Source organism: Deltaproteobacteria bacterium (assembly GCA_016178705.1).
In the GTDB taxonomy this organism is placed as follows: Bacteria; Desulfobacterota; Binatia; order HRBIN30; family JACQVA1; genus JACOST01.
This window is the reverse complement of sequence record JACOST010000011.1, coordinates 260268-274155: the sequence shown is the minus strand read 5'-3', so window position 1 is coordinate 274155 and position 13888 is coordinate 260268. Positions and strand designations below refer to the sequence as shown.

Annotated in this window: 14 protein-coding genes; 6 read left to right on the top strand and 8 right to left on the bottom strand. The window is 62.6% G+C overall.

From position 1 onward, the window contains the following. Positions 1-113: 113 nt before the first annotated feature. The 7 genes from HYR72_07025 to HYR72_06995 all read right to left on the bottom strand — a co-directional run bounded on the left by HYR72_07025 (position 114) and on the right by HYR72_06995 (position 5689). Positions 114-707: a Uma2 family endonuclease gene (locus tag HYR72_07025; protein ID MBI1814711.1), complete on the bottom strand. Its 594-nt coding sequence runs from the start codon at positions 705-707 to the stop codon at positions 114-116. Between the two features lie 144 nt (positions 708-851). Then, positions 852-1235: a hypothetical protein gene (locus tag HYR72_07020; GenBank protein ID MBI1814710.1), complete on the bottom strand. Its 384-nt coding sequence runs from the start codon at positions 1233-1235 to the stop codon at positions 852-854. After that, positions 1228-2064: an endonuclease/exonuclease/phosphatase family protein gene (locus HYR72_07015; protein ID MBI1814709.1), complete on the bottom strand. Its 837-nt coding sequence runs from the start codon at positions 2062-2064 to the stop codon at positions 1228-1230. Before HYR72_07015 ends, HYR72_07020 begins: the two co-directional genes overlap by 8 nt. 134 nt (positions 2065-2198) lie before the next feature. After that, positions 2199-3023, bottom strand: coding sequence for a phytanoyl-CoA dioxygenase family protein (locus HYR72_07010; protein MBI1814708.1), 825 nt, complete (start codon positions 3021-3023; stop codon positions 2199-2201). Between the two features lie 76 nt (positions 3024-3099). After that, positions 3100-3924, bottom strand: a complete 825-nt coding sequence (locus HYR72_07005) for a polysaccharide deacetylase family protein (protein ID MBI1814707.1) — start codon at positions 3922-3924, stop codon at positions 3100-3102. A 142-nt stretch (positions 3925-4066) separates the two neighbouring features. Next, positions 4067-4504 carry an OB-fold domain-containing protein gene (locus HYR72_07000; GenBank protein MBI1814706.1) on the bottom strand — a complete coding sequence of 146 codons (438 nt, stop codon included), beginning with the start codon at positions 4502-4504 and terminating at the stop codon, positions 4067-4069. A 3-nt stretch (positions 4505-4507) separates the two neighbouring features. Next, positions 4508-5689 (bottom strand): lipid-transfer protein, encoded by a 1182-nt coding sequence (locus HYR72_06995; GenBank protein ID MBI1814705.1) that lies wholly within the window; start codon positions 5687-5689, stop codon positions 4508-4510. A 158-nt stretch (positions 5690-5847) separates the two neighbouring features. Here HYR72_06995 and HYR72_06990 point away from each other — a divergent pair, with 158 nt between their 5' ends. The 6 genes from HYR72_06990 to HYR72_06965 all read left to right on the top strand — a co-directional run bounded on the left by HYR72_06990 (position 5848) and on the right by HYR72_06965 (position 11694). Next, positions 5848-7410, top strand: a complete 1563-nt coding sequence (locus HYR72_06990; protein ID MBI1814704.1) for an acyl--CoA ligase — start codon at positions 5848-5850, stop codon at positions 7408-7410. A gap of 11 nt (positions 7411-7421) precedes the next feature. Next, positions 7422-8354, top strand: coding sequence for an NAD(P)-dependent oxidoreductase (locus tag HYR72_06985; protein ID MBI1814703.1), 933 nt, complete (start codon positions 7422-7424; stop codon positions 8352-8354). 116 nt (positions 8355-8470) lie between these two features. Then, positions 8471-9622: an MFS transporter gene (locus HYR72_06980; GenBank protein ID MBI1814702.1), complete on the top strand. Its 1152-nt coding sequence runs from the start codon at positions 8471-8473 to the stop codon at positions 9620-9622. A 76-nt stretch (positions 9623-9698) separates the two neighbouring features. After that, complete coding sequence (locus HYR72_06975; protein ID MBI1814701.1) at positions 9699-10739, top strand: c-type cytochrome; 1041 nt, start codon at positions 9699-9701, stop codon at positions 10737-10739. Between the two features lie 13 nt (positions 10740-10752). Beyond that, positions 10753-11046, top strand: coding sequence for an HNH endonuclease (locus HYR72_06970; GenBank protein MBI1814700.1), 294 nt, complete (start codon positions 10753-10755; stop codon positions 11044-11046). A 51-nt stretch (positions 11047-11097) separates the two neighbouring features. Continuing rightward, on the top strand, positions 11098-11694 hold the full coding sequence (locus tag HYR72_06965) for a lysoplasmalogenase (protein MBI1814699.1): 597 nt from the start codon (positions 11098-11100) through the stop codon (positions 11692-11694). Between the two features lie 37 nt (positions 11695-11731). On the opposite strand, the gene HYR72_06960 is transcribed toward HYR72_06965, so the two are convergent. Beyond that, positions 11732-13879 carry a hypothetical protein gene (locus HYR72_06960; protein ID MBI1814698.1) on the bottom strand — a complete coding sequence of 716 codons (2148 nt, stop codon included), beginning with the start codon at positions 13877-13879 and terminating at the stop codon, positions 11732-11734. Positions 13880-13888 lie beyond the last annotated feature (9 nt).

Here is a 13888-nt window from a genome sequence, read left to right as displayed (position 1 = left end):
GAATACCTCCTCCCGCAACACTGCCCCTCTTCGGTAGCGGTGGGCGTCCCGTCCGCCGTGCAGGCGTGGACGCCGGCACCACCATCATCGCACGAGACCCGCACTACAAGAGGTTAGAGTGAGAATACGTCCTCGGCGCTGAGATCGACCTGTGGGAGCACGCGCGAGCGAATTCGGCCGGTCTTGAACGAACGTCCCGCGCCGTATCGACGTCGTGTCAGGTGAAAGACCGTCACGATCTTCTTGGCCGGATCGACGATCCAGTACTCGTCGACGCCGTTGCGTGCGTAGATATCCTTCTTTTCGGTCTGGTCGCGCCGGGCGGTCGACGGAGAGAGAATCTCGATGACCAACGTCGGAGCCATGCGCAAGAACTGATTCGGCGTCCGCGGCGGTTGCGTCGCAAAGCGCTTGGTCGACACGAACGACACGTCCGGCTCCAGCGTATCGCCCGACGGCAGTTCGTATCCGGCGCTCGAATCGAAGACGATGCCCAACCTCTGCTCTTGGACATGCTGACCGATGCGAACGCCGATGCGATTGCCTATGCTTCCATGGGTCCATCCGGCCGGAGGCGTCATCACGATCCTCCCGTCGAGCAGCTCGTAGTGGTTGATGTTGGACGGCGGCAGATCGCCGAGCCAGCGGCGAAACTCGCGTTGCGTGAAAACGTCCTCGGAGCGGAATGCGGTCTGCGCGAGCTTCATGACGGGCGCAGTATACTGTCGGGCGCCGTTCGAGGGCAACACGAGGTTGTTCGTATCATGTGTGGCCAACGGCCTTGCGCCAAGCGGCTGCGCTTCAGGGGAGTCCGCTCGCGCCAGTTAGGTAATTCCCGCGCCGATGTGCTCTCAAGATGCCTCGCTTTGTGCCAAGAGTGCAGAAATGATCTGCCGGGTTCGCGGCGCCCCGAGAACGCTTTTGAGTGCCGCTACAAACCGTGCTTCGTCTTCACATTCGATCAACTGGTAGGGATCAGGAATACGCACTTCACATGGATAGAGATCGATCTTGTGACGAACACTCACAAGCGTGTAGCGATAGTCGTTCAGGGCAGGAGCAACAATTACGAGCGTTGATTCGAGCTGGTAGCTAGTGCTTGAGTCTACCACCTCAGCGAGGATGACGCCCCCGGTCGCAGCGTTAAGAAGCTCAGCCTGCTGACGAAGGATCGACTTTGGAGTACGGGGTCGCTCGATGGTGCTCAAATCTCCCCACAAACTGTCATCAGCCATCGGTAAACTCCTCAGCTAACGGGATATCGACTACAAGAGGCAAGTGATCTGAAACTGCTTGATTGGGCCGACGGCGTGCGCCTGCCAGCAGATCGGTGCCATCGACTCGGGTGACTACTTGGACGGAGCGCGGATCGAACTCCTCGCATAATGCTGGTCGCAGGAGTACCTGATCGAATACGTGCCAATACAAATTGATAGGCGTGCTGCTATCGTAATAGTAGGTGCCGGGGGGGTGTGGGCCAGCGTCACCAAGCTTGGACCACATCGGATTGTAGAAAAAAGGTACGACTTCGCCGCTTACAATTCTTTCGCCTCTCTGTGTAACCCGCCGGTCACTAACGGCGTGCAGACCTCCCGATCCGACCATCCCATGATCGAAAGGGTCCATGTTGAAATCGCCGATCACGACGGTGCGCCGATGGCCGACACGTTGCTCGCGATCGGCGATTAGACGAGCGATCCGCGGGCACTCGTGCGCCAAGTCGTCTGGCGTCCTGTAGAGTTGGCTTGGCAGGTGAAGCGCCACGAGCAGAAAGCTCTGCCGGAGGGGAGGCCGTACGTGTCGAACCGCGATAGCGAAGTCGTCGGCAATGGTTTCCATCGAGTGTCTCGAAAGTCTAAACACGATAGTCAGGCGATCTGACAACCCTGGAGATGCGTCAGCGTAGTACAGTCGCCGATGTCCGCGATTCAAAGCCAAAATCAAGCGAGCGAGCGGAATTGTCGATTCGGCGAGAATGAGAATGTCGAGGTCGTATTCTTCGCAGAGCCCGGCCAGCAGATCGCTTACGGGCTTGCGGGCAACGTTCCAAAAACAAATGCGCATAGGCGATCTGCTCAACCACAATTGGGCTGCGGAACCGAATTGCCAAACATTGCGAGTCTCCGCTGCATATCGTCCTTAAGTGCTCAGACTTCCCTTTACAACAAGATTGCTGCAAGGCAAACGAACTCCCCGGCTCACAACCTGATACCCTTGCCGTCGCGCAGAATCAGGAACTGACGCTCGGGGTGATTCTGCGCTTCGAGATCGGGGGCGTCGTCGGGATTGCCGCGGGAGGCGCGCGCGCCGTCGGGGGCGAATTGCACGATGTAGGTTTTGCGCACCTCGTTGGTCAGATTCGGACCGGTGAGGTGTGGCGTCAGTGACGAGAACACCACGATGCTGCCGGCACGCGCCGGCACCGCCACCGCGCCTGGGGGATCGTCGAGACATTGGAAGCCGAGATCCGTCCACCAATGCTTCAGCGTGCCCATGCGATGCACTCCCGGCACGACCCACGGGCAACCGTGCCGCTCGGTCGTGTCGGTGAGCGCCACCCAACAGGTGAGGTACTGCTGCGGCTCGATGTAGGTGTAGCCGTTGTCTTGATGCCAGGGGAACGGCTTGGGCTGCTCCGGCCGCTTGTACACCGCCTGATCCCAATAGAGGCGCACGTCGTCGCCGATGAGATCGTGCACGAGGTCCTGGAACACCGGGCCCGCACAGAACGCTCGCAACAGCGGCGAGCGCAGCACCAAATGTGGCGTGAACGTGATCGTCTTGGCGTCGGAGATCAGAAAGCGCTCGCCCTCCTGCGTGCGCAAGAACTCGAGCGTCTGCTGATCGAGCGGATCGATCGCGTTGAGGACGTCGCGCACCGTGGCGGGATCGAAGGCGTCTTCGAGCACGAAGAAACCGTGCTCGTCGTAGTCGCGCGCCTGCTGGTCGGTGACCCGCCGCAAAGTCGAGCGCCGCGATTGCCAGGTGAACGAGCGGTTCCACGGATGACGCTCAAGCTGCATACTTACTTCTTTCCCCTCTCCCTCTGGGAGAGGGCTAGGGTGAGGGCAATTGAGCATGGGCGTTGCATGTCTCCCCTCACCCTGACCCTCTCCCAGAGGGAGAGGGAACCTGATTGGGCGCGCTCCGATGATTCGCTTTGGCCGCCTCTCGCAGGCGCTGTGCGATCTCGCCCGCGGTTAGAATCGTGATGCGTTCATCGGCCCGTGCCGCACTCATCACCGCACCGAGCGCCGCCAGTCGTGCTTCGGCTACACCCGTGATGAAGGCGTGGCAGATGGTGAGAAACAATCCGCCGTGTGCTGCTGTGTCATTCAACGCGTGCAGCCAACGATCACGAACGAGAACCGGATCAACCGGCTCCGGGCGCAGGTAGTAGAAACCATCGACACCAGTCCACGCGAACGGCACCTGCGCCAACCCTGACGGCAACATCGTTGCGCGCATGCCGTCGCCGAGACTCGCGTCGTAGCCGTAGCCGAGATCGCGCAGGATCGATTCAGTGTGTTCGCTGCGCGCGCCGCCGGGCGCGCGAAAACCAATCGGACGAACCCCGGCCGCGTGTTCCAGCGCCGCGGTCGCGCGTAGTGCGAGTTGTTGCTCTTGCGCCGGCTCGAGTTGCGCCCATGACTCGTGCGTCCAGCCGTGCATGCCGAGTTCGTGCCCGCGACGGACAATCTCGGCGACCGCGTCGGGATGATGCTCGCCGTTCCAGCCTTCGATGAAGAACGAGGCCCTGATGCCGTGGCGTTCGAGCAGCGCGAACAGTTTTGGATAGCCAATCGCGAGCGATGGATCGCCGCCGGTCGGACGCGCGCCGTCCAACACTCCCGCGCCGACATCGGCGGCCTCCGCCATGTTGTCGAAGGTGAAGCAGGCGATCGCGCGGGAGGTTGCGGTCATTCCGTGATCTGACCTCGTCTTTCTGTAGGGGCGACGCATGCGTCGCCCTCCGACAGGCAACGGCGGTAGATCCGACCGGAGGGCGACGCATGCGTCGTCCCTACGAAGAAGACGGAAAGCGATCCCGTTCGCGGCAAGGTGCTCATCGGTCCGGTTCCCACACCGGCAAGGTGACGCCATCGGTAAGCCGCTTGAACACCACTCGCACGCGCATTCCGAAGCGCATTTCTTCAGGGGTGCAGTTCACCATGTAGCCGACGATGCGCGGGCCTTCGTCGAGCAGCACCACGACCATGACGAGCGGGAGGAGATGCTTGAAGGCGGGCAGAAACGGTTCGTAGCCGACGACGTAGGTGTAGACCTCGCCGCGGCCACTGGCTTCAAAGTATTCGAGTCGCTCGCCGCCCTTCCAATACGCCGGCTTGAGCGGCCAGTGCACCTGTCCAGTGACGCGATCACGTTGCATGATCAGCTTGCCGTCACGCGCGCCGTCCCAAAACGGGCGCATGATCGGGTCGTCGACGTCGGGCAACGGATAGTCGGGATGCTGCGGGCGCTCGGTGATGAACTTGGCGCGCATGATTCACTCTCCGCGCAAGACGACCGCACTGGTCGCCACGCCCGACGCGCCGGTGACCAGCGTCGCGTTGCAGTTCGGCACTTGGTTGGTCGACGTGCCGCGAATCTGGCGCACGCCTTCGAGAATGAGATTGAACCCGTGCACGTACGCTTCCGACAAGCCACCGCCGGAGGTGAGCACCGGCAGCTCGCCGCCGATTTCGATGCGACCGTTTTCGGTGAACGGTCCGCCTTCGCCGCGCTTGCAGAAGCCGTAGTCCTCCAACCCGCCGACCACTAGCGGCGTGAAGGCGTCGTAGATCTGCGCGCATTGTAGATCCTTCGGCTTGAGCTGGGACCGCTGCCACAGCAGATCGGCGCAGAATTTCCCCGTCGTCTCCATCGTCGGCGTGTTGTTGTAGTTCGCGAGGTGCACCGGGTTCGGCCCAGACGCTTGCGCCACCGAGTGGACCAGCACGGGTTTCTGCTTGAGGCCGCGGGCGCGGTCGATCGACGTGACGATGCAGGCGAGCGCGCCGTCGGTTTCGAGGCAGCAATCGTAGAGATGCAGCGGATAGCCGATCACGCGCGCGTTGAGGTACGTCTCCATGTCGAGCGGCCGGCCCTTCATCATCGCGTACGGATTGTTGTGCGCATGCTTGCGCGCGGCGATGGCGACGTTGCCGAAGTGTTCGCGCTTGGTGCCGAACTCATACATGTGGCGATGCGCCCACATGCCGATGACGTCGACCGGGCGGATCAAGCCCCACGGTACGTGGAGGGCCTTGTCGTCCTTGACCAACTCGCGCTCCTGCGACCACGGCCGCGACGTGCGGGCACCGCGATTGCGGGCGCGATGGCAGACGACGGTGGTAGCCAATCCCGACGCGACCGCTGCCGCCGCGTGCATCACCGTCGCGCTCGATGCGCCACCGCCGTAGGAGATCTTCGACCACCATTTCAGTCCGTCGACCCCCAGACGCCGCGCGATCGACACTTCGTGCGTCGCCTCCATCTCCAACATGCACATGCCGTCGACGTCTTCGTTCTGCAGCCCCGCATCGGCGAGCGCGAGCTGAATCGCTTCGACCGCAGTGTCGGCGATCGGCCGCCCGATGTCTTTGGCAAACGGCAGATGCCCGATGCCGACAATGGCTACCTTGTCTTGGATGCGCTTGAAGAGGTCGTGGTCGATGGCGTCGCTCATAGCGGGTTTCTATTACGACACCCGCGGGCGTAGCTCCAGCGCGCCATGATGGTTCTTGAGCGATTCTCATTCCGGGTTGGGGGCAACGGTCCCTGGCTGCCCAACTTGCGCGGCTTCCTTACTGGCGGGCCGGCCGTTGCTCATGCTACTCCCTCGCCATGCTGACAGCGCCGACGATCTCGGGGTTGCTGCGCGCGGCGGCGCATGAGGCGCCGGCTGCGGAAGCGTTTCGCTATCGCAGCGAACGCCTGACGTATCGCGACTGGGAGACGCTTGCGGATCGTACCGCTGCCGCGTTCGCGGCGCGTGGGATCAGATATGGAGATGTCGTCGCCCTGCTGTTGCCGTCGACGCCGCTGTATCTGGTCGCCTATCTCGCCGCGGCGCGACTCGGCGCGGTGACGACCGGCATCAACGCGCGCTATCGACGCAGCGAGATCGGCCACATTCTGCGGCGCTCCGGCGCGAAGCTGCTGCTCGCTGTCGACGCGTGGCATGACGCGGACTTTCGCGTGGCGGTCGAATCCCAACGAGGCGAGTTGCCCGAACTGAAGGAAATAGTCTGGGTCGGCGCGAACGAGTTACGCGCTAGTACTCAGAATGTGGTCACCGATCTTTGCCCTCAGCCTGACCCCCTCCCAGAGGGAGAGGGAAGGGAAGCTCAGCCTGATGATCCGGTCGCGATTGTGTTTACGAGCGGCACGACCGGTGTTCCCAAGGGCGCGTGGTACACGCATCGCAATTTGATTGCGTTGGCTGAAATCGACACGCGCCGCTACGCCAGCGGCACGCCGCCGTTTCAGAAACATCTCGCGGCCGGGCTCTCGTTCGCGCACATCGGGACGATGGCGCGCATCGCGTTGCAGATCGGCCACCTCGGCACTGCGATCGTTCATGACGCCTTCGATCCCGCCGCCGTGCTGGAAATCATCGAGCGCGAGCGCCTGACCCACCTCGGCGGCATTCCGACGCAAATCATCATGCTGCTCGATCATCCCGATCGGCCAAAGCGCGATCTCTCGTCGCTCAACTCGATCCTGATTGGCGGCGCGCCGTCGTCGCCCGAATTGATCCGGCGCGTGCAGGACACGCTGCACGCCGCCGTGAGCGTTCGCTATTCGTCCACTGAGGTTGGCATCGCGACCGCATCGGTGCCGGGTGATCCGCCGGAAATTTTGTCAACCACAGTCGGCAAAGCGACGGCCGGCGTCGAATTGCGCATCGTTGATGGCGAGAACCAGCCGCTGCCGCCCAGCCAACCCGGCGAAGTCGTGATGCGCTCGCCGGCTACGATGCGCGGCTACTGGCGCGACCCCGAGCAAACAGCGAAGGTGATCGATGCCGAAGGATGGATACATACGGGCGACATCGGTGTCCTCGATGAGCTGGGCTATCTCCGCCTGCGCGGCCGGCAGAGCGAGATGTTCATTCGCGGTGGCTACAACGTGTATCCCGCCGAGATCGAAAACCTGCTCGCGAAGCATCCGAAGATCGCGCGCGCTGCGGTGATCGGCGTGCCCGACGATGTCTTTGGTGAAATCGGCTGCGCGTTTGTGGTGGCGCGCAACCTGAACGCGGCGCCAACGCTCGCTGAGCTGCGCGAGTTCGTTGGCAAGGAACTGGCGAGCTTCAAACGTCCTGACCGCCTGACGGTGTTGCCCGAGTTGCCGCTGACGCCTATGTTCAAAGTCGACAAGCGTGCATTGCGGGAACTGAAGTGAGCGGGGCTTAGATGGATCTCAAAGGCAAGAACGTCGCTGTCACCGGCGCGACCGGTTTTCTCGGGCGCTACATTGTCGATGTGTTGCTGAAACGCGGTGCGCACGTGATCGGAGTGGTGCGCAATCCGGACCGGGTACCGGAACTCAAGCGGCGTGGTGTCGAATTGCGCAAGGCCGATTTGGCCGAGCGCGACCACCTCGCGACGGGCTTTGCCGGTGCTGATGCGGTGGTCTCGAATGCCGCGCTGTTCTCAGTGCGGCGCTTGGCGAGCTTGAGCCGCCGCAATTGGGAAGACCATCAACGCATCAACATTCAGGGCACGCGCAATGTGTTCGAAGCGGTTGCCGACTCGCACGTGAAGCGCGTGGTCCACGTGTCGTCGGTCGCGGTGTACGCGTCGCGCTCGGGCGCGCGCATGGACGAAGATCACCCGCAGCTCTCGGAAGCGAATCGCCCGAATCCGATCACCGCCTATGCGATCTCCAAGGCGCTCTCCGAGCAACTCGCGTGGCGTCTCGCGGGCGAACTTGGACTGCAACTCACGACGGTCCGCCCGTGCGCGATCTACGGTGCGTTCGATCCCAATTTCATGGCCGCGATCAAATGGTTGCTGTCCCTGCCGGTCTCGGTCTTCCCGGTGATGCTGCACATGCCGTTGGTGTATGCGGGCGACGTGGCCGAGGCGATTGCGCTCGCCCTCGAACACCCGGACTCAAACGGTAAGGCGTACAACACGACCGGCGATGATCACCCCATCTCGGACTTCCTGCAGGCGTGGAAGGAAGCGGGTGGCAAGGCGCCGTGGTGCACTCTTCCGTTGCCGGTGCCTGTCAAGCAGGGGTTCGATCACAGCCGCGCCACGAGCGAGCTCGGCTGGCGTAATCGATCGTACCTCGAAGCATTGCGCGAGACGGTGGAGTTGGAGCGGCGCGCTGAGTCGTGAGACGCTGATCCTCTTGCCTGCGGTTCTCGCGGAGCTTCGCCTCTGCGCCGCTGCGAGATGCTCGTGCAGCTTGTTCGAGCCCCGCCCCTCGGTATAACCGAGGGCGGTTTCCCCTGATGCCTGCACTTCTCGCTGGTCCCTTCCTGCTCGTCACGCTCGCGAACTTTTGTTTCTTTCTGAACTTCGCGTCGTTCTTTCTGTTGCCGCTGCACATCAAGGCGCTGGGCGGCAGCGAGGCGATGGTGGGCGCTGTTATGGGCACCAACGGACTCGCGTCGCTGCTGGTGCTGCCGTTGATCGGCAGCGCGGTCGATCGCGTTGGTCGCCGGCCGTTTCTCGTTGCGGGTGCCATCGGCATGAGCGCGGCCTCGTTCAGCTTCGTGTGGGTCGATTCGGTCGGTCCGTGGATGTTCATCCTGCGTCTGTGTCAGGGCGTAAGTTTCGCCGCGGCATTCACGGCATCGACCACGATGGCGGCCGAGCTGGCACCGCGCACCCAACGGGCGCAAGCGTTGGGACTGTTCGGGTTGTCGACGATCGTCACCCACGCGATCGCGCCGGCGATCGGCGAAGAAATCGTACAACGCGGCGGGTTCCATACCCTGTTCATCATCGCGGCATCGTGCTCCGCGGTATCGGCGGCGTTGGCGACGCGCTTGCCGGCGATTCGCACGACGCACGCGACGTCCACACCAGCCCCATGGCGCGTTGACACGTTGCAGTGGGTGTTGGTGGGCACCGTTGCGTTGTCGGGGATGGGATTTGGAACGGTGATGACCTTCATTCCGACCTTCGTTCGCGGCGAAGGTTTTGGGCGGGTCGGATTCTTCTATGGTGCGTATACGACCACAGCGATTCTCACGCGGTTGATCGGTGCCGGTCTGTCCGACTCGCTCGGCCGGCGCGCGGTGATCCTGCCGACGTTGCTTGTGCTCGCGACTTCCATCTTGGCACTCGCCTTCGTTCACAGCATCCCGGCGCTGGTCGCTACCGGATTGCTCTTCGGCGCGGCGCAAGGTGTGAACTATCCCACGCTGCACGCCTTCATCGTCGACCTCACCGCCGACGAGCACCTCGGACGTGTGCAGGCGCTGTTCAACGGCGCCTTCAATCTGGGCGTGACCGGCAGTGCTTTCCTGTTCGGCAGCGTCGCCGAGCATGCCGGCCACCGCCCAACGTTCATGTTGGCGGCAGCGATGCCGGCCGTCGCGTGGATGCTCTTGTATCTTTTTGGAGCGAGCACGCGAGAACCAGCTATCAACCACTAGCCCTCAACCCGTTCTTCCAGTAACACCTGGCTTCCAGAGGAGACCGATGCGTTCGATGCGATTGTTGTTGTTCGTGATGCTACTCACGCCAACCATGGCCTTCGCCGCCGACATGGCGGCTCCAGTGTCCGCCGCCAAGCCGGCGCGCGAAACGCTCACCAGCGGCAGCTTCACGCTCGCACTGCCGCTGGGTTTGCAAGCGAGCGCGGCCTACATTCCCGACGCCAACCCGATCAGCGTCGACAAGGTTGCCCTCGGCCAGCTGCTGTACTTTGATCCGCGGCTGTCGAAGGACAACACGATTGCGTGCGCGTCGTGCCACAATCCGTACCACGGCTTCACCGATCCGGCGCCGACATCGAAGGGCCTCGGGGGCAAACTCGGCGGACGTAACAGCCCGACGGTGCTGAATCGCGTGTTCTCGAAGGAACAGTTTTGGGACGGGCGCGCGGCCGATCTCGAAGAGCAGGCGCACGGTCCGCTCGTCAATCCCGTCGAAATGGCGATGCCGAATCACCAGGAAGTGGTCAAGCGCGTGCAAGCGGTAAAGGGTTACGCGCCGTTGTTCGAGAAAGCGTTCGGCTCGAAGGAAGTCACCATGCCACGTATCGCGCAGGCGATCGCGTCGTACGAACGGACGGTGGTGACGGGTAACAGCCCGTTCGATCGCTACGGCGCTGGCGACAAGGACGCACTGAGTGCGGCGGCGGTGCGGGGGATGTCACTGTTCAACGGGAAAGCGAACTGCAAGGTCTGCCACGCCGGTTTCAATTTTAGCGACGAGAGCTACCACAACCTCGGAGTCGGGATGGAGACACCGAAACCGGATCTTGGGCGCTTCGAGATCTCGAAGGCTGAGAGCGAGAAGGGTGCGTTCAAGACGCCGACGCTGCGCAACATCGCGCAGACCGCGCCGTACATGCACGACGGATCGGAAGCCACGCTCACGCAAGTGGTCGAGTTCTACAACCGCGGCGGCGTGAAGAACCCGTGGCTGTCTAAGGAGATCAAGCCGCTCGGCCTCACGGCCAGCGAAGTGACCGACCTCGTCGCGTTTCTCGACGCGCTCACCGGCGACGTGAGTAACGCCGAGCCGCCAGCGAGCTTACCAAAGTAAGGATTGAGCGTACGTGAGCGAACCGTTTATCAGCGACGTCAGCGAAGAACAGATCCGGCGCGAGCGCGCCAAGGCACGCGAGGTGCGCCAGTCGCCATGGTGGAAACGGCGCATCGCAATCGGGCGCTGCCACTACTGCGAGAAGCAGTTCCTGCCGCGCGAGCTGACGATGGATCATCTGGTGCCGCTGGTCCGCGGCGGTCGATCCAACAAGGGCAACCTTGTACCGGCATGCAAGGCATGCAACAGCTCGAAGAAACACAGCTTGGCGTTCGAGTGGCAGCCGCCGGATCCGGAAGAGAAGTGAAACCGTCATGAGCGCCGACTTATGCCGATGAGAAAGGATTGAGGAGAACCTATGGCAATACTGTCGCTGCTCGCCTTCCTTGGACTCGCCATCGCAGACTGGATTGCCGTCAGCCAAGAGTCGCGTATGCTCGAGTACGTCACCAAACCGGCTGCTTTGGGGGCATTGCTGATTTATGCGGCGACCGGCGCGCACTGTTCGGTGGCGTTGCTGACGGCGCTCGTGCTGTCGCTGCTGGGCGACGTGTTTCTGATGCTACCGGTGGATCTATTTGCCGCGGGCCTAGGCTCGTTTCTGCTCGCGCACGTGGCGTACATCGCCGACTTCAACGTAGCAAGCACCCCGCGTGTGCTCTGGTGGCTGGTCGTCGTGGCGGCCGCGTCGCCGCTCATCCGCCGGATCATGCGCGCAGTGAGTCCGGAGGCGTTGCGTCCCGCCGTGGGCGTGTACACCGCGGTCATCAGCCTTATGGTGGCGTCGGCGATCGCCTCGGGCTCGCTACTGGCTGGCATCGGCGCGCTGCTGTTCTTCGCCTCCGACGGCATCATCGCGTGGGATCGATTCGTCCAGAAGCTGTCGTGGGCACGCGTCGCGATCATCGCGACCTATCATCTCGGACAGCTCGGGCTAGTGCTGGCGCTGCGCTAGTTGGACGTCCGCGCTCGGCTCGCGCTGTCGTTCCACTCTACGGGATGATGGCGAGCGTGTATTCCAATGTAAAGGCGCCTCCGGTAACGTTGCAGCTATCCACCCCGGTGCACGTCTCTGCGCCGCTGACGCAGGTCTGCGGTGACGCGCAGTCACTATCGGCGGCACAGAACTTCGACGCCGCGAGCGAACAGTGGCGACAGGCGGTGTCGGTGCGGCACGGGCCGCCGGTCACTGAGCAACTTCCCGGACAGTCGGCGTCAGTCATGCAGAGTTTTGTCGCAGTGAGTGCACACGTACCTGCGTCGCCCCCAGTCGAGGTGACGCTGAACGTCTGAGGCTTTCCCGCCGGCGTCGTGACGCCGAAGCCAGGTCCGTTGTGGGTGACATCAATCTCTCCTGGGCTCTTGCTCCCAGCCAGCAGACACGTCCCACCAACGGTCAGGCCGAACTGATTGAGGCCTTCTTTGATGTTCTTTCCGAACTGGCTGTCCAAGCAGTTGAGACTGTGCCCGTGTAGCTTGATGTGGATTGAGCCGTCGGGCGGAACGAATTCATCAAACTTGTACGCTTGGACAATCTTCGCCGGCAGAGGACTCGGTTTTCGATATGGCGGCGCTAGGAACGGCGCCTTAGCACCGATCGTATCGAGTCGCTTGAATTGGACCCAGTCGCCGTTGACTTCTCCCCACATCTCCCAGCCGGGCACGAAGCTGCCGACGCAGCGAGACGCCGATTGGCAGAAGTCGGTCTTGGGGCAACTCTTGTCCGTGTAGCAGGTGTTGCCGGTTGTGCCGCAGAAGCCTCCAGGGCACTCCGTGTCCTTGGCGCAGCTCTGATCGAAGAATCCACCGGCAGGGTTGGTGCACTTCTTGGGGATCGCTGGCGTGCTGTCCTTGAGTGGATTGTTGATGATGAGGTTGGCTAACTTGACCTGCACGTGAGTCAGGGAGGTTGTGTCTTCCTTCCATCCGGCACTGATCGACTGAGCGAACACGTTCGGTAGCTTGCCGTTCGCCAGCGGTGCCGCCATCGGCACGATCACGTGGAGATTTGGCGTCGGTCCCGGAGTCGGTTGGAAGGTGGCTTTGGGCATCAGACCACCCAGCGGTTTGAAGTCCTTGGTCTTGATCTGCAGCGTCGCCGACCCGGCGGGCGGTGGCGGGAGCGGCAGGTCGAACTCGAAGTTTGCGGCATTGATGTTCGCGAGACGGGCGGCGGGGTCGAGGACGATGCAGGTTTCATGGACGGCACAGTCTCGATCGACTTTGCATGACCGACCGGTGGTTACCGAGCAGTGGTTCTTGAAGCAATCCTTGCTGAAGAGGATGTCGATCGGGTTTTCCAAATGGGTCACGGTGCATCGATCACCCGCGCCGCCGCCGTTGGCGCTGATGTAGACGTCTGCACGGGTGGCGGGAATCGCCGGTGCCGTTCGGCCGGCATGCGGCGCCGGCAGGCTCTTGTTGCGAAGCATCACCACTGTCTGAGGCGGATGGATCTCGGCTTCGTAGGTGAAATTCGGCGTCGGGTTGGTGCAGGTGCCGGGGCTGACGCAATCGCTGTCGACGATGCATAATCGAGCGCCGTCATTGCTGCAGGTTCCGAGCGGCTGTGGGTCCGCGTGACCGCAGTCGAAGATCCACCGCCCGACCGTGATGATGCGATCGCCTTCGCCCGCCCACGCAAACTGCGGAAGCGCGCCACGCTCCCACTCCATTCCGATGACCGATGGATTGCCGGTGGCAAGCCGACCACTGTCGGCAGCGTCGGGTACGATGTCAGCAACGAAATCGCCGGCCACGTGAGTCGCCGGGAAATCTTGGCCGGAGGGATGGCCGTCGATCACTGTGCCGGTGACTCGAACCGGCACAGCGTCTGGAGGTAGAGAGGCATCGACGCCGGGAATCATGGGACCAAGTGGCGCCCACTCCGGGTTGATCAGCGGTAGCTGAGCCAGTGCCGCCCCGATCGGATCAACGCTCGAGTCGGGAGGAATTGGTCCCGGGTAGCACCCGCCGCAGCCGGTGGTGCCGCGGCCGCCCGTGCAGGGATTCCCGGTACTCTGCGCAAAACTCGTCACCGCTTGGTTGCTGTTGACCGGAGTCGGGGTCGGGACTTGCGCTCCGGCAATGCTACTGAGCAACAATGTGACGACGCTCAGCGCCCAGATTCGTGGTTGCATATAGCCTCC

What these genes read in the sequence shown, in the direction of transcription:
- HYR72_06995 (MBI1814705.1), bottom strand. Translation starts at nt 5,689, where the DNA reads ATGAGCGACGCCATCGACCACGACCTCTTCAAGCGCATCCAAGACAAG.
- HYR72_07000 (MBI1814706.1), bottom strand. Translation starts at nt 4,504, where the DNA reads ATGCGCGCCAAGTTCATCACCGAGCGCCCGCAGCATCCCGACTATCCG.
- HYR72_07005 (MBI1814707.1), bottom strand. Translation starts at nt 3,924, where the DNA reads ATGACCGCAACCTCCCGCGCGATCGCCTGCTTCACCTTCGACAACATG.
- HYR72_06960 (MBI1814698.1), bottom strand. Translation starts at nt 13,879, where the DNA reads ATGCAACCACGAATCTGGGCGCTGAGCGTCGTCACATTGTTGCTCAGT.
- HYR72_06990 (MBI1814704.1), top strand. Translation starts at nt 5,848, where the DNA reads ATGCTGACAGCGCCGACGATCTCGGGGTTGCTGCGCGCGGCGGCGCAT.
- HYR72_06985 (MBI1814703.1), top strand. Translation starts at nt 7,422, where the DNA reads ATGGATCTCAAAGGCAAGAACGTCGCTGTCACCGGCGCGACCGGTTTT.
- HYR72_07015 (MBI1814709.1), bottom strand. Translation starts at nt 2,064, where the DNA reads ATGCGCATTTGTTTTTGGAACGTTGCCCGCAAGCCCGTAAGCGATCTG.
- HYR72_06975 (MBI1814701.1), top strand. Translation starts at nt 9,699, where the DNA reads ATGCTACTCACGCCAACCATGGCCTTCGCCGCCGACATGGCGGCTCCA.
- HYR72_06980 (MBI1814702.1), top strand. Translation starts at nt 8,471, where the DNA reads ATGCCTGCACTTCTCGCTGGTCCCTTCCTGCTCGTCACGCTCGCGAAC.
- HYR72_07010 (MBI1814708.1), bottom strand. Translation starts at nt 3,023, where the DNA reads ATGCAGCTTGAGCGTCATCCGTGGAACCGCTCGTTCACCTGGCAATCG.
- HYR72_07020 (MBI1814710.1), bottom strand. Translation starts at nt 1,235, where the DNA reads ATGGCTGATGACAGTTTGTGGGGAGATTTGAGCACCATCGAGCGACCC.
- HYR72_07025 (MBI1814711.1), bottom strand. Translation starts at nt 707, where the DNA reads ATGAAGCTCGCGCAGACCGCATTCCGCTCCGAGGACGTTTTCACGCAA.
- HYR72_06965 (MBI1814699.1), top strand. Translation starts at nt 11,098, where the DNA reads ATGGCAATACTGTCGCTGCTCGCCTTCCTTGGACTCGCCATCGCAGAC.